Source organism: Tepidanaerobacter sp. EBM-38, from assembly GCA_001896545.1.
Lineage (GTDB): Bacteria > Bacillota > Thermosediminibacteria > Thermosediminibacterales > Tepidanaerobacteraceae > Tepidanaerobacter.
In genome coordinates, this window is the sequence record MPOT01000077.1 from 12,874 (window position 1) to 32,071 (window position 19,198).

The window sequence follows — 19,198 nt, forward strand, 5'->3', positions numbered from 1 at the left end:
ATTTAGTATTTTTTAAGCTTCAGGGAAAAGGCCTTCTGTACTTAAATACCGCTCTCCGGTATCAGGAAGTATAGTTACTACTAATTTACCCGGGCCCAAGTCTTTGGCGATTTTCTGAGCTGCCCAGACTGCAGCACCCGATGAGATACCGGCAAGGATTCCTTCTTCAGTAGAAAGCTTGCGTGTCATTTCATAGGCATCTTCATCCGTAACTGCGATAATTTCATCAATTAAATCTGTGTCTAAAACCTTTGGAACAAAGCCGGCGCCAATACCTTGAATCTTATGGGGCCCAGGTGCTGCCCCGGATAAAACAGCAGAAGATGCTGGCTCCACGGCGACTGTCTTTATATGAGGCACTTCGGCTTTTAGTTTCTTTGAAATTCCTGTAAAGGTGCCGCCGGTACCTACTGTTGCTACAAATGCGTCTAACCTACCGTCGGTTTGTTTTAATATTTCGATTGCTGTAGTAGTTTCATGTGCAAAAGGATTGATAGGATTATCAAACTGCATTGGCATAAAATAGCCGCAAGTTTTTGCGAGCTCTTCAGCCTTTTTTATTGCGCCATCCATGCCTTCTTCAGGTGGCGTCAATACAAACTCTGCCCCATAAGCCTTTAAAAGTTTTCTCCGCTCAACGCTCATGGATGCCGGCATGACTAAAATAAGCCGATATCCTTTAACAGCACATACCATTGCAAGGCCTATTCCGGTATTTCCGCTGGTAGGCTCTACAACCGCCGAACCGGGTTTGAGTAGCCCCCTTTCTTCGGCATCATTTACCATATGTAAGGCAATGCGATCTTTTATACTGCCGCCCGGATTAAACGATTCAACCTTTGCCGCTATAGTTGCCCCTGTTTTAGGTGAGAGCCTGTTTAATTTTAACATAGGAGTCATTCCGATAAGTTCTAGAATAGAGTTGTTGATTTTATTGCTTTTATTGTTCATTTTGCAAAACCTCTCTATTTAAGTTATATCAATTATATCCCTAGAGGGATTTTTGTCAATTACTAACATATTCTTTATTGTTTTAAAGTGTTAATACGTTAATACAGAAAATTAGGAACAAACAAAAAAGTCCGGTAATTTATAGATTTTTGCGAAGGGAAAATTGCAGAAATGTAGAATATATTAATATAATTAGCGAATAAGAAAGAAAAAATATAGTTAATCATTGTTTGGGTAAAAAATATCAAATTAAACATGCTAAGAGCATAATCAAAATTGAGGTGACAACATTGGTAATCGATGGAGAGAGTTTAACTCTGGAAGACCTTACAAAAGTAGTATGGGAAAAAGAACGAGTCGAATTGTCTTTGAAATCAAAAGAAAAAGTTGAAACATCCAGAAAATACGTTGAAAAAATTATTCAAAATAATGATGTCGTATACGGTGTAACTACTGGCTTTGGAAAGTTTTGCAATGTAAATATTTCATCTCAAGATACCCGAGATTTACAGGTAAATTTAATTAGAAGCCATTCGGCAGGGGTCGGCGAATACCTTCCAGAAGATGCTGTAAGAGCTATGATGCTGCTTAGGGCAAATGCACTTGCTAAGGGATATTCGGGAATAAGATATTCTACACTTCAAACTCTAATTGATATGTTAAATAAAGGAGTAATCCCCAGGGTCCCATCACAGGGTTCCTTGGGAGCCAGTGGGGACTTGGTTCCTCTTGCACATATGGTTCTTGTTATGATAGGCGAGGGAGAAGCTACATATAAAGGAAAAGTTATGTCAGGCAAAGAAGCTATGCAATTGGCAGGAGTAATGCCAGTAACACTTGAAGCAAAGGAAGGGCTTGCCCTCATAAATGGTACACAGGCCATGACGGCTGTTGGAAGTCTTGCTCTTTCGGAAGCAATAAATCTGTCAAAAGTTGCGGATATATCTGCAGCGCTGACTTTTGAAGCCTTAAATGGTGTAATAGATGCATTTGATGAAAATGTTAATCTAGTAAGGCCTCACAAGGGACAGATAGAATGTGCAAGAAACATGAGAAAGCTCTTAGAAGGAAGCCAATTTGTAACCCGTCAGGGCAATCCTAAAGTCCAAGATGCGTACGCATTGCGGTGTATCCCTCAGGTGCATGGAGCCGTAAGAGATGCATTAGAACATATTAAAGAAATAGTTGAAATTGAGATGAATTCAGCAACAGACAATCCCTTAATTTTCCCTGAGAGCGATACTGTCATTTCCGGCGGCAATTTCCACGGAGAACCCATAGCTATAAACATGGATTATATGGGAATAGCAGTTTCAGAGCTCGCAAATATCTCCGAACGGCGTATTGAGCGTCTTGTAAACCCAAGTTTAAATGAAGGCTTACCTGCATTCCTAATTGATAATGGTGGTTTGAATTCAGGTCTTATGATAGCTCAATATACTGCAGCATCATTGGTATCAGAAAATAAGACACTAGCAACTCCAGCCAGTGTAGATTCCATACCATCTTCAGCTAATCAGGAAGATCATGTAAGTATGGGTATGATTGCTGCACGGAAGGCAAGGAAAATAGTTGAAAACACCAGAAATGTTTTGGCTATTGAGCTCTTATGTGCTGCACAGGCAATTGATTTGCGACTACAAGAAAGTAAAGGAAAGGAGTTGGGGAAAGGGACAAAAGTTACATATAGTGCGATAAGGGAAAAAATAATGCCAATAGATAAAGATAGAGTTTTAAGTAATGATATGAAAGTTATAGCTGAAAGCATACAGGATAATAAACTAACTAAACACTGAGTTTACCGGACATATAGAACATACAGAAAGGCTGTCATAATAAATCTGAGAAAGGGCGTGCTCAAGATATGAAATAAGAAAGTATGAAGTTTTAAGAATACTTAATAACTATTGTAGGAGGTGATGAGCATACCAAAGTTGATTTCTTTAATAATTTGAGAAATGTCTATAGATTTATTCTAAAACTTTAACTATGAAAAAGGATCAGTTATCTAAATATGCTCAAATGTATTTGTAATTTAGGTCTACTTTATTTATATGGAGGGAAGATTTATGCAAAATGCAAAAAAAATGGATAACGTTAAAACAAGCATAGTAATACTACTTGGAGCAATAATAATTTTTTTTGGTGTGGGTATTATCAAAGCACCTACGCCAATTGTATTAATGTGTGCTGCCTTTGCAAATATGTTTCTATTAATCTTTTGGGGTGTAGACTGGGATGACATTATGAAAGATGTTATGACTATAGCAAAAAATTTATACGGTGCTATGATTTTACTTTTATTTGTTGGAATGATTGTGGGATCATGGATAATAAATGGAACAATACCAACTATGATTTATTATGGTTTAAAACTTATTGCGCCTTCAGCATTCTTAGTTACTGCAACGATACTGTGTGCTATAATGTCTGTAATGACGGGAACTTCATGGGGTTCTCTAAGTACTGTAGGAACTGCGCTTATGGGAGTAGCAACTGGTTTAGGTATACCTGCACCATATGCAGCGGGGGCAGTAATAGTAGGATCATATTTTGGTGATCATATTTCACCTATTTCTGATTCAACAATATTGGCAGCTGGCATGGCAGGAGTAGAGGTACTAGATCATGTTAAATATATGTTGATCACAGCAATACCAAGCTTAATTATTTCTTTAATATTTTTTTTCATACTTGGACGTCAGTTTAGTGGAGGCACAGTAGAATCTGAGACTTTAAATACAATTCTTCTCACTTTAGAAAACAACTTTAATATGAATATAATTTTGTTACTAATTCCAGTTATAGTACTGTATCTAATATATAAAAAATATCCTGCATTACTTGTTTTTGCAACTGGGATAATTATGGGAATAATATCAGCTATAATATTTCAAGGGGCGCCTATAAAAGAAATATTAGTAACACTACTGGAAGGATTTTCAAGATCAACAGGAGTAGAAGTTGTCGATAAGATGCTATTAAGAGGCGGTATAGTAAGTACGATGGAAATTGTAGTGTTAATGATGGCAGCATCCTTGTTTGGAGGTTCATTCCAAGCGTCAGGTGCGGTAGACATGTTAGCTGGATTAATAAGAAAAATTGTAAAAGGTCCAAAATCGCTTCTGGTTTTTAGTTATATTTTTCATACAGTTTTAGTAGCCACGCTTGTTAGTGACTTTACTACGTTTTCAATAACAGCTCCCATACTGCAACCTTTATTTGAAGAATACGGGTTATCGAAAGTAAATATATCAAGAATGTATGAAGAAACAGGAACAATGGGTTCTCTCTTTATTCCATGGACGTCTGCTAGCATGTTTGTAGTAAAAACAACGGGAGTTCCGCTGACTGAATGGGCATTATATACTCCAACAGTGTATTTAAATATTATCATATCAATGATTTATATATTTACCGGGTTTAAAATTGCTAAGGCAGAAACCAAAAAAGAGATGATAAGTAATACATAACTATGATAATTTTATAATATCAGACCAAACATGGTTTTAGAATTAATTAGAATAGTAACAATACAGATAAACTAAATAACTACCTTTAAAGTTAGAGTAAAGAATTCAAATATTGCATTAAGTTAATAACTGTTTTGGGAGGGGTTAATTTGAGCAATAACAATATTAATAAAATCTATAAAGCTTTAGAGCAATTTAACAAAGCAAATTTGGGTGTTTTTCCTACACCTATTCATCGATTAGAGAACTTTCAAAAAAAGATAAACCATAATAATATATGGATTAAGAGAGATGATTTAACGGGGTTAGGAATGGGCGGAAATAAAGTTAGGACACTAGAATATTTGTTGGGTGATGCATTGCTTAAAAATTCTGATACAATTTTAGTAAGTGGACCACTTCAGTCAAATATGTGTTCTATTGCGGCTGCTGCCTCGAGGAAAATAGGTCTAAGTTGCATAACTGTTCATAATAGCAATACTCCAAAGGAACTAAAAGGGAATGTAACTTTACTTTCATTGCTAAATGCAAAATCTTATTTTATAGGTGAAACAGATGAGGATGAACGACAACAATTTGTTGAAAAAATTGCTACTGAACTTAAAAAGATAGGTAAAAAGCCATATATTATACTTAAGGGTGGTTCAACGGCCTTAGGAGCATTAGGATATGTTCAAGCAGCTGTAGAACTGTATGAGCAAATAAAGAAGTTAAAATTAAATATAAAACATGTATTTATGCCAGCAGGGCATGGTGGTACAGTGGCAGGTCTTATTGTAGGAGCAGGACTATTAGATATACCTTTTCATGTTCATGTTATATCTGTCGAGCATCCAAAGCATGAGCTGGTAAAAATCATCAACAATTTGATTAAAGAAATTGAAGAACTATTAGATTTAAAGATTACTTATCCAATAGACCAAGTGATGACAATATATGATGATTATATGGGAGAAGGTTGGGGTAAACCTACAAAAGAATCGGATTCGATGATATATGAATTCCCTCAATTGGAAGGAATTTTTGTAGAAAAAGTATATACTAGTAAAGTGGTAGTCGGAATGGTGGATTTATTGCAGAAACAAGTAATACCTAGCGACGATGGCGCTTGTTATTGGCATACCGGTGGTCTACCTTCGTTATTTGCTCAGGTATAAATTAAGACCTGAAGCTTTTAAAACTGTTTTATAAAGATTAAGTGGTTTGATCATCGGAATTGCTTAGACTGGTTTATGCATTTTCTCGAAAAGAATATACATTTCTAGAAAAAGTATATGTTAGTAAGATGTTTTACGTATATAATGATGGATCTAATGTAAAACTAGAACTAGAAGGTTGGTTTTCAGAGAAACATTTTAAAGTTTTTCCACCTGTTTATTGGTACATTAGTATAGAAAACTAAGAGAAAATGTCAAAGTTGATTATTCAAATTGCATTTAGGAAATTTAACTTAACACCACCTGCTTTTGACAGGTGGTGTTAAGTTAAATGTGATCTTTTTAAAGGATGATAGCATATGATTTACAAATCACCCAATGGCAGTAAAATATCTTGCAAAGGATGGCAGCAGGAGGGGCTTTTACGCCTTCTCCTGAACTGCCTTGATCCGGATATTGCAAAGAGTCCCCAAGACCTTGTAGCATATGGGGGAAGTGGAAAGGTTGCAAGGAATCTTGCGGCTTTAAATGCCATAGTTGAAGCACTAAAAACAATTGAAAATGATGAAACGTTAGTAATACAATCAGGTAAGCCTATTGGGGTTTTTAGAACACATGATTTTGCCCCAAGGGTAATGATGGCAGGAGCTCTTTTAGTACCAAAATGGGCCAATTGGGATTACTTTCAGGAGCTTGAAAATAATGGACTGACTGCTTATGGCCAGTCGACTGCCGGTTCATGGGCCTATATTGGTACACAGGGTATATTACAGGGCACTTGGGAAACTTTTTCCCAAGTGGCAAAAAGGCATTTTAACGGAACTCTAAAAGGGAAGCTTGTGCTGACCTCTGGCCTAGGCGAAATGGGTAGCGCACAACCTATTGCTATTACTGCAAATGGCGGTGTTGTTATTATCGCAGATGTTAATAGGAACATCATTAAAAGGCGATTGATTTCAAGTGTCATAGATATTAAAGCTGAATCTGTTGAAGAAGCATGTGAAATAGCTAAAGATTACATAAAAAAAGAAGAACCTATATCCATTGGAATACTAGGTAATGCTGCAGATGTGTATGAATATTTTGTAGAGCATAATATTACACCTGATATAGTTACTGACCAAACTCCAGCCCATGATTTAAAAAGTTATGTGCCTTCCGGCCTTTTTACCGAACAGGCAAAACAACTTCGCAAAAAAGCTCCGCAAACGTATGAGCAAATGGTTAAGGATACCATAAGGCGCCATGTAACGGCGATGATAGAGCTTAAGAAAAGAGGATCCATTGTATTTGACTATGGCAATAACTTACGAGGACAGGGGTATAAGGCGGGCATAAAAGATGCTTTTTGCTTTCCGGGATTTGCTGCAGAGTATATGAGGCCGCTGTTTTGCGAAGGCAGGGGGCCTTTTAGGTGGGTAGCACTATCGGGAAATCCGGAGGACATATATAAAACAGATGAAATAATCCTTTCACTTTTTAAACAGGACAAGAGACTCGAAGAATGGATAGATTTTGTACAGCGAAGGTTTACATTTCACGGCTTACCCGCCAGGGTATGTTGGATGAATTATCGTGAGAGGGCTACTTTTGGCAATATAATAAACGATATGGTCAGACAAGGAGAACTGTCTGCGCCGGTTGCAATTACAAGAGATCACATGGATGCAGCTGCAGTGGCTTCACCTTATCGAGAAACAGAGAATATGAAAGACGGCAGTGATGCCATAGCAGATTGGCCAATGCTAAATGTGCTTTTAAATTGTAGCTCTGGTGCTTCATTAGTAGGAATATATCATGGTGGAGGAGTGGGTATTGGTTATTCTATCCACTCAGGAATGACGGTAATAGCCGATGGCACAGAAGAGGCAAAACAAAGACTTAGTATGGTTTTAAAAGCAGATCCTGCACTTGGAGTTATTCGATACGCTGATGCCGGGTATGAAGAGGCTGAAGATATTATAAAAACTACTACTTTTCCTGCAAAAACATTTTTGTAGAAGGCCCAATAATGGAAAATAATTTTTTCAGAGAGTATGCCCGGCGCGGTTTTTTAAGAGACCTGCTATATAACAATATCACAAGTGTTAAGGAAATTTGGGAACTGCAAAAAAAATTAAATATAGATATTCAACCCAATACAGTGATGGCTGTAACTGTTGACAATTATCACTCGCAAACCAGAAACAAGAGTGAGATTCAAAGACAGAATCTCAGGCTTGCTGTCTTAAAATGCATAGAAGAAGCATCTGCAAAATTTGATGCCATGGCAATAAATATGGAAGAAGATTTATATGCGGTGCTTTTTTATATGGAAAGCAGCGAAATAGAGCCGGTAGAAAAAGCTGTAAGTATCGGAAAATATCTGCAAGAATATGTTGAAACCAAAACAGGAGTATCTGTTACTGTGGGAATTGGCCGCCGCTATAAAGATATTTTGGACTTGCATCTCTCCTACAAGGATGCACTTTTAGCATGTCATCATAAATTTTTTATAGGCAAGAGCCAGGTTATTCATATTGAAAACATCGTTCCCTTTTCTGAAGGGCTTGAACTTTTTTCCATTGAGGTAGAGTCTCAGCTTTCAGTGAAAATACTAAGCTGTGACAAAGAAGGTGCATTTCAAATACTTGATGAACTTTTAGAAGATATTATTGAACACAAATTTGTCAATCCTATTATCATGAAAGCACGTCTTATTGAGATTATAACGACAATTGTCAAGGTGGGATTAGAGGCAGGAGCTGAGCAGGAGAAGCTAGGAATATTGAGCGGCCGATTCGTGCAAGAAGTACTAAGAAGTGATACTATTTTAGATTTGCGGAATCAGATGAGAGAAGTTATCTCCGGAGTGATTGAGGAAATATCCCAGGGCAGAAGGCATATGAACCTTCAGGTGTTTGAAGAAGCCATTGAGTATATTAATGACAATTTTGATAAGGATATTACGCTAGAGGACGTGTCGGGTTATGTCCACATAAGCCCTTACCATTTTAGCCATGAGCTTAAAAAATTTACGGGTATGAATTTTATAGAATACTTAACAAAAACCAGAATTAAAGAAGCCAAAAAGCTGCTTTTGACCACAGATTTGAGCATAGGAGAGATAAGTAATCAGGTAGGGTATGACGACCCCAGCTATTTTGGTAGAGTTTTTAAGAGCATGGAAGGTATGCCGCCGAGCAAGTTCAAGGTAAGCAAAAAAATCCATATGTAAAAGATATTATCTGAAGGATGAATCAAAGTATTCAAGAATATTTAATATAAAGGATTTAACAAAAAACCTTCCACTGAAAGAAGGTGAATAAAAAATCAATGACAGAAACAATCAAAGCTCAAAAAGGTAATAAAAATTTATGTAAATCCTGGCCACAGGAAGCAGTTATGCGTATGCTTATGAATAATTTAGACCTTGAAACGAGAGAAAACCCAGAAATGTTTACATCCACAAAAGTAGCAAGGAGCCGGGAGTATTTCGATAAAATTATAGAATCCTTAAAAGAGCTGGAAGATGATGCAACACTTATTATTCAATCAGGAAAACCGGTGGGTATATTTAAAACATCAAAAATGGCTCCCCGAGTATTAGCATCTAATGCGATGCTAGTGCCCATGTGGGCTACATGGGATAACTTTCGTAAGCTGGAAGATAAAGGCCTTACTATGTACGACCGAATAGTTGCAGGAAATTGGATGAATATAGGAAGTCAGGGCATGTTTTACGAAATGCTTGAAGTTTTCAACATTTTAGCAAAAAGGTATTTTAACCAAAGCCTAAAAGGTAAACTTATAGTATCTAGTGGTATGGGAACTGCAGGAGGTGCTCTGCCCCTTGCCGTTACTGCAAATGATGGCGTAGCGCTAGTAGTTGATGTAGATAGAGCTAAAATCGAAAAAAGAATAAAAGAAGGATTTTGTGAGAGTATTTCCGATAACTTGGATGATGCACTTAGTATAGTTTTAAATGCCAGAGAAAATGGCAGGGCCTTGTCTTTAGGACTTGTAGGAAATGCAGCAGAAATTTATCCTGAGATATTGCGTCGCAAAATTGTGCCGGATGTTGTAACAGATATGACCTCTTCCCATGATATCTTAAGCGGCTACATCCCTGCAGAAATGACGCTTAAGCAGGCACTAGGCGTTAGAAAGTCCGATCCTCAAAAGTATATTAAGCTTGCAAAACAAAGCATTGCAGCACAATTAAGCGCCATGCTCAAAATGCAAGCAAAAGGAGCTGTAGTTTTTGAATTCGGCAATAATATAAGGCAAAATGCTTGCGATGCCGGAGTAAAAGATGCGTTCAATATACCAAGTTATGCGCCGTTGTTTATCCGAGATTTGCATTGCGAAGGAATCGGGCCTTTTAGGTGGATGGCTCTTTCTGGAGATACAAAAGACATCTATAAAACAGAGGAAAAATTGCTGGAACTATTTCCGGAAGATGCAAAGCTTAAGTGTTGGATAGATATTGTTCGAAGGCAATTTACCTGCCATGGCCTTCCTGCCAGAGAATGTTGGCTTGGTTATAATCAAAAAATAGAGTTTGGCCTTGCAATAAATGAGATGATTAGAAAAGGGGAGATTTCATTACCGGTTGTAATTGGAAGAGACTACTATGACTCAGGTTCCGCAGCATCTCCTTATGGCGAGACAGAAGCGATGAAAGACGGCAGTGATGCCATAGCAGATTGGCCTATTTTGAGTGCCATATTAAGCGCAGCGTCAGGAGCCATATGGGTTTCAGTTTGCCATGGATGCGGTACAGGCATAGGTTATTCTATTCACTCGTCTATGGCAGTTTTAGCTGATGGCTCTGATGATGCAAAAAGAAAACTGAGTTTAGTACTAGCAAATGATTCGAGCATCAGCACAGCGCGCTATGCTGATGCCGGCTATGAAGTTGCTAGCCGCACCGTAAAAAATAATATAAAATACCAATATTAAAAAGGAGCAGGATCAAAAATGCTTAACAATTGTGATGTTTCAAAGGCAATGAAAATAAAGCTGGATGATGAATTGCCGGAAATGCCGAAATTTGTGGAAGGCATTAGGAGAGCCCCTAGCCGGGGGTTTAATCTGACAAAGGAACAGACTAAAACTGCACTAAAGAATGCTCTACGGTATATACCGGAGCAGTATCATGAAAAACTTGCACCTGAGTTTTTAGATGAGCTTTTAACCCATGGCAGAATTTATGGCTATCGCTATAGGCCGGAGGGAAGGATATATGGAAGGCCTATTGATGAATATAAGGGCAAATGTCTTGCCGGAAAAGCCTTTCAAGTTATGATAGAAAACAACCTCGATTTTGAGGTAGCACTTTATCCTTATGAGCTTGTAACATATGGCGAAACCGGCAGCGTATGCCAGAATTGGATGCAGTATAGATTAATTAAAAAATACCTTGAGGTTATGACTGAGGATCAGACACTTGTAGTTATGTCAGGACATCCCCTCGGCCTTTTTCCCTCAAAGCCGGAAGCTCCAAGAGTAATTATAACAAATGCCTTAATGGTAGGCATGTTTGACAACCATGATGACTGGGAAATTGCCGAAGAGATGGGAGTTGCCAATTATGGCCAGATGACAGCAGGAGGCTGGATGTACATCGGGCCCCAGGGGATAGTTCACGGAACCTTCAATACACTATTAAATGCCGGTAGATTAAAACTTGGTATTTCCCATGACGAAGACCTAAAAGGCCGGCTGTTTGTCTCATCAGGTCTTGGTGGAATGAGTGGAGCACAACCCAAGGCAGTAGAGATTGCAGAAGGAGTTGGAATCATAGCCGAGGTCGACTATTCCCGAATTAAGACGCGTTATGATCAGGGCTGGGTGAAAAAAATATCTTCAGATTTAGAAGAGGTATTTGCGATTGCCCATGAATATATGAAAAAGAAAGAGTCGATGTCTATTGCCTATCATGGCAATATAGTTGATTTGCTGGAATATGCAGTAAAAAATAACATTCATATAGACCTATTATCAGACCAAACCTCATGCCATGCAGCATATGATGGTGGATATTGCCCGCAAGGTCTAACTTTTGAGGAGCGCACCAAGCTGCTTGCAACAGATAGAGAAAAATTTAAGCAGCTTGTAGATAAGAGTCTAAGAAAGCATTTTGAACTTATAAAAACCTTGGTTGATCGCGGCACATACTTCTTTGATTATGGCAATTCGTTTATGAAGGCAGTATTTGATGCAGGTGTAAAGGAAATATCAAAAAATGGTGTAGATGAAAAAGACGGCTTTATATTCCCCTCGTATGTTGAAGATATAATGGGGCCGGAGCTTTTTGACTATGGTTATGGACCCTTCCGCTGGGTTTGCCTAAGCGGCAAGGAAGAGGATTTAAGAAAGACAGATAGAGCAGCTATGGAATGCATTGACCCCAACCGCCGGGGCCAAGATAGAGACAACTATATTTGGATTCGCGATGCCGAAAAGAATAAACTGGTAGTAGGCACCCAAGCTCGGATACTCTATCAGGATGCCGAGGGAAGAATGAGGATAGCCCTTAAATTTAATGATATGGTGAGAAAAGGAGAAATCGGGCCTGTGATGCTTGGAAGAGACCACCATGATGTGAGCGGAACCGATTCACCCTTTAGAGAAACAGCTAATATAAAAGATGGCAGCAATGTGATGGCGGACATGGCTACACAGTGCTTTGCCGGTAATGCTGCTCGGGGCATGAGCCTTGTGTCACTTCACAATGGCGGAGGTGTAGGCATTGGCAAAGCCATAAATGGCGGTTTTGGATTGCTTCTGGATGGAAGCAAAAAGACCGATGATATTATAAAATCGGCACTTTTATGGGATGTAATGTGTGGCGTTGCAAGACGTTCATGGGCACGAAATCAAAATTCCATTGAAACAAGCGTAGAGTTTAATAAAAATTACGATAGCCTTGGCCATATAACACTTCCGTATATACCAAAGCAAGAACTAATCGATGAAGTAGTAGACAAAAACTTTATAAGGAGGAACTACCTTGAATCCAATCGTTGAATGTATTCCAAATTTCAGTGAAGGCAAAAGGCAGGATGTTATCGAAGCCATTGCTGATACAATAAGATCTGTAGAAGACGTAAGGCTTCTAGACTATTCCGCGGATAAAAATCATAATCGAAGTGTTTTTACATTTATTGGCAATCCGAAAGCGGTAGCAGAAGCGGCTTTTCTTTCCTGTAAAAAAGCAGCTGAATTAATCGATATGACCAAACACAAAGGGGAACACCCCAGGATGGGTGCTACTGATGTAATACCTTTTGTGCCCGTAAAGGATATCACTGTAGAAGAATGTATAGAGCTTTCTAAAAAGCTGGGAGAAAGAATAGCAAATGAGCTTTCAATTCCCGTCTTTCTATACGAAGATTCGGCTACCAAGCCCGAGCGAAAAAACCTTGCAAATATAAGAAAAGGCCAGTTTGAAGGAATGGCAGAAAAATTAAAGGACCCTCAGTGGGCTCCTGATTTTGGAAAACCGGAAATTCACCCTACGGCAGGGGTAGTAGCCGTTGGAGCGCGCAAGCCACTCATAGCTTACAATATCAATCTTGACACATCAGACATAAAAATTGCCGATAAGATTGCAAAACTCATCCGCGAAAGAGGTGGAGGGCTAAAAAATGTAAGGGCTATCGGGGTAATGTTAGAAGATAGAAACCTGGCTCAGGTGTCAATTAACATGGTAGACTATGAAAAAACAGCTCTTTACAGAGCCTTTGAGATGGTCAAAATGGAGGCAAAGCGCTATGGAGTCAATATAGTGGGCAGTGAAATAGTAGGACTTACTCCCATGAAAGCCCTTATAGATGTAGCCGAATACTATTTGCAATTGGAAAATTTTGATTCTAACAAACAGATATTGGAGAATTATTTGTTACAGTAATTGATTTGTTATATAGATTGCGGGCGGTCAAAGACCGCCCCTAGTATAATGTAGTTGTAATATAAAGCTGTGATAAAGCAACAAGGGGCATTAAGCTTTTGCCCCTAATCTTTGATAAAAATGGGTGGTGAAGTTTTGAAAAATACTGGACAGATTGTTATAAAAAATATTGGTATGCTCGCAACCCCCCAAGGGACAACCTGTTTAAGAGGTAAAGAACAAGGCAAGATAAAGATACTTGAGAATGCTTTTATTGCAGTATCTCAAGGTAAAATAACCGCTATAGGTAAAGATGAGGAACTTAAAGATTTGCCTATAAATGATGATGCCGTTGTTATCGATGCCGAAGGCTGCCTTGCAACTCCAGGCCTTGTAGATCCACATACACACCTAGTTTTTGGAGGGTGGAGGCAAAAAGAGCTTTCATTAAAGCTAAAGGGTGCTGGCTACCTTGATATATTGAGCATGGGAGGAGGCATACTAAGCACCGTAGAGCATACGCGCAAGGCAAGTTTTGAAGAGCTGGTGCAAAAAGGCAAAAAATCTCTTGATATAATGTTAAGTTATGGAACAACCACCTGCGAAGCAAAAAGCGGATATGGCTTAAATGTGGAAGATGAGATTAAATCCTTAAATGTAATTAAAGAACTAAATAAATTACATGTAGTTGACTTAGTTCCTACATTTATGGGGGCACATGCCATTCCGAAGGAATATCAGGGAAGAGCTGATGATTATATAAAATTAATGAAGGAAGAAATGATTCCAAGGGTTGCAAAAGAGAATCTGGCAGAGTTTTGCGATGTATTTTGCGAGGATAAGGTTTTTGATGTAGAGCAGTCAAGGGATATACTCGAAACAGGCAAAAGATATGGCCTTATTCCCAAGGTCCATGCTGATGAGATAACGCCTTTAGGAGGTGCATCGCTTGCCGCTGAAGTTAAAGCTATTTCTGCTGAACACCTAATTCATGCATCGGATAAAGGCATTGATGATATGGCAAAGGCCGGTGTTATAGCAGTCCTCTTGCCAGGCACTTCTCTTTATTTAGACGAATCCTTTGCAAGAGCGAAAACTATGATAGAAAAAGGCATTCCGGTAGCTCTTGCTTCTGACTTTAATCCAGGTTCATGCCCTACAGAATCACTGCAGCTTATCTTAAATCTTGCCTGCATAAAGTATAAGATGACACCTGAAGAAGTTTTGACGGCTGCAACACTAAACGCCGCTGCGGCTATTAATAGGTCATCTGTCGTAGGAAGTTTAGAAACTGGAAAACAAGCGGATATTGTACTATGGGATGCACCTGATTTAGACTTTTTAGTATACCATTTTGGAGTAAATTTAGTAAAAACTGTTGTTAAGCAGGGCAAAATAGTTGTTGATAATAAATGATTAAAACTTTTTACGAAAAAAAATCTATAGATATAACGGGGTGAAGTATATGAAAACTGATATTGAAATAGCTCAAGAAGCTAAAATCAGGCCGATTAAGGAAATAGCCGAATCTGTCGGCCTTGAAGAAAAGGATATATACTATTATGGCCCATATAAGGCAAAGGTTAATATTGATGTATATAACAAATTAAAAGATAAAAAAGATGGGAAACTAATCCTTGTAACTGCCATAACCCCTACACCTGCAGGTGAGGGGAAGACTACGACAACAGTAGGATTGGGCGATGCGCTAAATAGATTAGGCAAAAAGACCATGATAGCCTTAAGAGAACCATCCCTTGGACCTGTATTTGGCGTAAAGGGAGGAGCAGCTGGCGGAGGGTATGCCCAGGTTGTTCCAATGGAAGATATAAATCTGCATTTTACAGGTGATTTCCATGCAATTGGAGCTGCAAACAATCTTTTGGCAGCTATGATAGATAATCACATCTATCAGGGAAATGCATTAAATATAGATCCCCGCAGAATTACCTGGCGGCGCTGTGTAGATATGAATGATCGTCAGCTTAGATTTATAGTTGACGGCTTAGGAGGAAAAGCCAACGGCGTTCCGAGAGAAGACGGATATGATATCACTGTGGCTTCGGAGGTAATGGCTACATTTTGCCTTTCGCAAAATCTTATGGACTTAAAGGAAAGGCTTTCAAAAATCATCATTGGCTATACATATGATGGAAAACCTGTGACTGCCGGGGACCTTAAAGCCCATGGCGCTATGGCCGTTCTTTTAAAGGAAGCTCTTAATCCAAACCTAGTCCAAACAATCGAGGGCACACCTGCTTTTGTCCATGGAGGACCCTTTGCCAATATAGCTCATGGCTGTAATAGCCTTATTGCAACAAAGACTGCTTTAAAACTTTCGGATTACTGTGTTACAGAGGCAGGCTTTGGAGCAGATCTGGGTGCCGAAAAGTTTGTGGATATTAAGTGCCGGCAGGGAGACTTAAAACCTGATGCGGCAGTACTGGTAGCAAGCGTCAGGGCATTAAAGCTTCACGGAGGTGTAGACAAACGCAATTTGGGCGAGGAAAACCTCGAAGCACTGGAAAAGGGCATGGATAATCTTAAAAAACATATTGAAAATATCACTGAGAAATTTGGATTGCCTTTAGTTGTAGCTGTAAACCGCTTCCCCAGTGATACCGAAGCTGAAATTGAGATGGTTCTGGATGCGTGCAACAGGGCTAAAGTGCCTGCGGCCCTTTCGGATGTTTTCTCAAAAGGTTCGGAAGGCGGCATAACTTTGGCCGAAAAAGTAATCCAGGCAGCAGAGGAAGGTAAGAATAGCTTTAAATTTGTGTATCCCTTAGAAGCCGGCATTAAGCAAAAAATAGAAATTATAGCCCGGGAAATATATGGAGCCGATGGCGCAGACTTTACAAAAGAAGCAGAAAAGGAGATTGCAAATCTCGAAGCATTAGGGTATAAGAATCTACCCATATGTATGGCTAAAACACAGTATTCCCTTTCGGATAATGCAAAACTCTTAGGCAGGCCCAAAGATTTTAAAATAACTGTAAGACAGGTAAAGGTATCAGCAAGCGCGGGATTTGTTGTGGCACTAACCGGTGAGATTATGACATTGCCGGGGCTTCCTAAAGCGCCTGCAGCAGAAAGAATTGATATTGACGAGTCTGGAAGGATTACCGGTCTGTTTTAGTAAAACACATATTATTATATTTTAATGAGGGGAGTGGTAAAATAAAAGTGATTAACAGCAGCATAAAAGAATTTTTGGATGTTTTAGCTTCTAAGGAACCTGCTCCAGGAGGAGGTGCTGCCTCGGCACTGGTAGGAGCTGTAGGGACGGCTTTAATGTCAATGGTTGCAAATCTGACAGTTGGAAAACAAAAGTACAAAGAGAGCGAACCTCTCATGAAAGAACTGCTTGAAGAAGCCGCAAAACTTCAAAAGGATTTAGCAAAACTAATGGAAGAAGATACCGAAGCATTTAACAAAGTTACTGCAGCTTTCAAAATGCCCAAAAACACTGAAGAAGAAAAGGCAAAACGAAAAGAAAAGGTGCAAGAAGCCCTAAAAGGCGCAGCCAAGGTTCCTTTTAAGATTATGGAAAAAGCCGTAGAAGCCCTGCGTTTACACGAAAAGTCTTTAGACCATGCAAATCCGTCGGCAATTAGCGATACAGGAGTTGGCGCTCTGTGCCTGAAGACTGCTCTTTGTGGTGCATGGCTTAATGTAAAAATAAACCTTGGCAGCATTGATGATGAAGATTTTGTCAGAGAATACAACGAAAAAGCGCAGAAGCTTTTAAATGAAGGAGTGCCACTTGCAGATAAAGTGTACGAAGCAGTATTAGAAAGTTTATAGCAGATAAACTGCTATAAATATGTATAGACGTAAAATAGGATAAAAAAGCCATTAGTCAAAAATCGAAAATTTTGATAAAATTTTAATATACAGGGCAGAGTAGATAACTTGCGTCAAGTGCCAAGGGATGGGACGTTGCCCTTGGACGAAAAGCTGTATTGCTTGCGGTAAGTTATCGCGTTCGCTGTCACATCAGAGGAATAAAGCCTTTTTCCATTGGTGTGACAGGGTACTGTCATTGATAAAAATGGAAGGAGGCTTATTTTTTGATGAAAAAACTTTCTACAAAAGAACTGGTGTATCTATCTTTTTTGATTGCCCTTAACATTGTGCTGTCAAGGGTTGCGAGTATAAGAATAACCATTGGAACAGTTGAGGGCATAAGGATAGGCTTTGGAGCTTTTCCAACTATCTTTGCAGGTATCATGTTTGGACCGCTTGCCGGAGGAATAGTAGGTGCTGTGGGAGACTTCCTGGGATTTTTCATAAATCCAACCGGATTTTATTTCCCGCCGATTACTCTCTCAGCAGCTCTCAGCGGTATAATACCCGCCCTTATTTTGCAGACTTTCTTTAAACAGCAAAATCAATCCCTCTGGCAATATATAATAGCCATTGGTATAGGCCAAGTTATAACATCTATTATTTTAACACCGTACTTTTTACAGCTTGGATTTAACATACCGTTCTTTGTCACACTGCCGGCAAGAATAATTGCACAGGCAATCAACGTCCCGCTTTATTCTTTTTTGACTCTGGCAATTAAAAAGAAAACAGATGTGATATTAAACTAAAGCCTCAAAAGAAGCGTTCACTTAGGGATTGAAGAAAAACTTAAATGAACAGCTTCAAGCGGGGCAAAAAGAGACCAGTCACAATCAGGCATGAATGCTTGAAGTGGCTGGTCTTTTTGTATTTATTGGAAATACAAAATATGGCCATTTTATGGAATTAAGTATAACACCTTGCGGATATAATCTGGTCAATTGAAAGTATATGGCCATCTTCGCTTATCCATTCATTCCTTTCAGAGGAATATGAAAAAACATAAAGTACAGGATTTTCTAGGCACTTTGTAACAACACATAATCTGTAAGAGTCCTTATTGTTGTTCATTTTTGAAAATTCATTTGGAGTTAACTCAACAGAAACCTCTTGACCTGCTAGTCCCTTTACTTCAATTTTTAATTTAATTTTCTTATAAACTGCTTCCAAATCCCATCCTAAGTTTTCGCTTTCTACAGAAGTCACGGTAAAACCCCTTTCTGAGTATTCTCTGGTAACTTCTCTAATAGCGATATTCTCTATTTTCTTTCTTAGTTCTGCATCGGTTTGGCGGAAGATAGGAAGGCGACGCCTAATACTTTTCTTTTTTTCATATCTTTCTATATGTCTTAGAACTTCTTTCTTAAAATCCACCATTTCAGGGCTATCAGCATACCAAACATTTGATTGACCCATTCCGCCTTTTACTCTTCTTGGTATTATCGGGAATGAGAACCTTTCATCTATACTCAGTAAAGTAGCATTGTCAGCATTAGCAACAGCATAATATCCGATATATTCATTTCTAAATTTTCTTTCTGCAAGATTAGTGTTCTGGTAATCTTTAAAAAACCTGGCATTCTTATACCACCCAACTATATACGTTCCGCCATTCTTGTGGGTTGCAGTGAAAATGACTAAAACATCATCTATGAATTCATCATCTTCACTCGCTCCTAATCTTTGAAGGTTGTTATACCCACTTGGCTGGGCATAACCATATACCTTACCGCCAATGCTTTTAAAATTGAATATTTCGTGACCATAACCATATTCTTCAACATAGGAACCACCACCATGTATTTCTTTATCATTTCCCAATAAACCTTCATATCTTTCCATCCAAGCTGTATTTAAGAAAATCATAGCTTTCATCGATTTACCTCCTT

14 protein-coding genes and 1 riboswitch are annotated in these 19,198 nt (G+C 38.8%); of the genes, 12 read left to right on the forward strand and 2 right to left on the reverse strand.

Features of this window, described 5'->3' with window-relative positions; all coding sequences use genetic code 11:
• Window positions 1-12: 12 nt before the first annotated feature.
• Window positions 13-951 carry a cysteine synthase A gene (gene cysK / locus BUC45_RS08525; protein ID WP_296971644.1) on the reverse strand — a complete coding sequence of 313 codons (939 nt, stop codon included), beginning with the start codon at window positions 949-951 and terminating at the stop codon, window positions 13-15.
• Window positions 952-1,232: 281 nt separating this feature from the next.
• Between cysK and hutH the strand changes: the two genes are divergently transcribed.
• The 12 genes from hutH (at window position 1,233) to BUC45_RS08585 (ending at window position 18,058) form a co-directional block, all read left to right on the forward strand.
• Entirely contained in the window at window positions 1,233-2,747 is a 1,515-nt protein-coding gene (gene hutH / locus BUC45_RS08530; protein ID WP_296971646.1) for a histidine ammonia-lyase, read from the forward strand.
• Between the two features lie 273 nt (window positions 2,748-3,020).
• Window positions 3,021-4,424, forward strand: a complete 1,404-nt coding sequence (locus tag BUC45_RS08535) for a Na+/H+ antiporter NhaC family protein (RefSeq protein ID WP_296971648.1) — start codon at window positions 3,021-3,023, stop codon at window positions 4,422-4,424.
• Between the two features lie 149 nt (window positions 4,425-4,573).
• Window positions 4,574-5,581, forward strand: a complete 1,008-nt coding sequence (locus tag BUC45_RS08540; protein WP_281797341.1) for a pyridoxal-phosphate dependent enzyme — start codon at window positions 4,574-4,576, stop codon at window positions 5,579-5,581.
• A gap of 359 nt (window positions 5,582-5,940) precedes the next feature.
• A complete protein-coding gene (hutU, locus tag BUC45_RS08545) occupies window positions 5,941-7,581 on the forward strand; it encodes a urocanate hydratase (protein WP_296971650.1) in 1,641 nt (546 codons plus the stop codon).
• An 11-nt stretch (window positions 7,582-7,592) separates the two neighbouring features.
• Window positions 7,593-8,798, forward strand: coding sequence for a helix-turn-helix domain-containing protein (locus BUC45_RS08550; RefSeq protein ID WP_296971652.1), 1,206 nt, complete (start codon window positions 7,593-7,595; stop codon window positions 8,796-8,798).
• Window positions 8,799-8,896: 98 nt separating this feature from the next.
• A complete protein-coding gene (hutU, locus tag BUC45_RS08555) occupies window positions 8,897-10,525 on the forward strand; it encodes a urocanate hydratase (protein ID WP_366750011.1) in 1,629 nt (542 codons plus the stop codon).
• 18 nt (window positions 10,526-10,543) lie between these two features.
• Complete coding sequence (locus BUC45_RS08560) at window positions 10,544-12,595, forward strand: urocanate hydratase (RefSeq protein WP_296971656.1); 2,052 nt, start codon at window positions 10,544-10,546, stop codon at window positions 12,593-12,595.
• Window positions 12,579-13,478: a glutamate formimidoyltransferase gene (gene ftcD, locus BUC45_RS08565; RefSeq protein ID WP_281797349.1), complete on the forward strand. Its 900-nt coding sequence runs from the start codon at window positions 12,579-12,581 to the stop codon at window positions 13,476-13,478. The genes BUC45_RS08560 and ftcD overlap by 17 nt, the downstream gene beginning before the upstream one ends.
• A gap of 135 nt (window positions 13,479-13,613) precedes the next feature.
• Window positions 13,614-14,873: an imidazolonepropionase gene (gene hutI, locus BUC45_RS08570; protein WP_281797351.1), complete on the forward strand. Its 1,260-nt coding sequence runs from the start codon at window positions 13,614-13,616 to the stop codon at window positions 14,871-14,873.
• A 49-nt stretch (window positions 14,874-14,922) separates the two neighbouring features.
• Window positions 14,923-16,596 carry a formate--tetrahydrofolate ligase gene (locus tag BUC45_RS08575; RefSeq protein WP_296971658.1) on the forward strand — a complete coding sequence of 558 codons (1,674 nt, stop codon included), beginning with the start codon at window positions 14,923-14,925 and terminating at the stop codon, window positions 16,594-16,596.
• Between the two features lie 47 nt (window positions 16,597-16,643).
• Complete coding sequence (locus BUC45_RS08580) at window positions 16,644-17,264, forward strand: cyclodeaminase/cyclohydrolase family protein (RefSeq protein ID WP_296971660.1); 621 nt, start codon at window positions 16,644-16,646, stop codon at window positions 17,262-17,264.
• 93 nt (window positions 17,265-17,357) lie between these two features.
• A riboswitch (THF riboswitch) is annotated at window positions 17,358-17,453 on the forward strand.
• Between the two features lie 80 nt (window positions 17,454-17,533).
• Window positions 17,534-18,058 (forward strand): folate family ECF transporter S component, encoded by a 525-nt coding sequence (locus BUC45_RS08585; protein ID WP_296971664.1) that lies wholly within the window; start codon window positions 17,534-17,536, stop codon window positions 18,056-18,058.
• Between the two features lie 157 nt (window positions 18,059-18,215).
• Here the strand turns inward: BUC45_RS08585 and BUC45_RS08590 are convergent, their stop codons facing one another.
• Window positions 18,216-19,184, reverse strand: coding sequence for a DUF3883 domain-containing protein (locus tag BUC45_RS08590; protein ID WP_296971662.1), 969 nt, complete (start codon window positions 19,182-19,184; stop codon window positions 18,216-18,218).
• Between the last annotated feature and the right edge of the window lie 14 nt (window positions 19,185-19,198).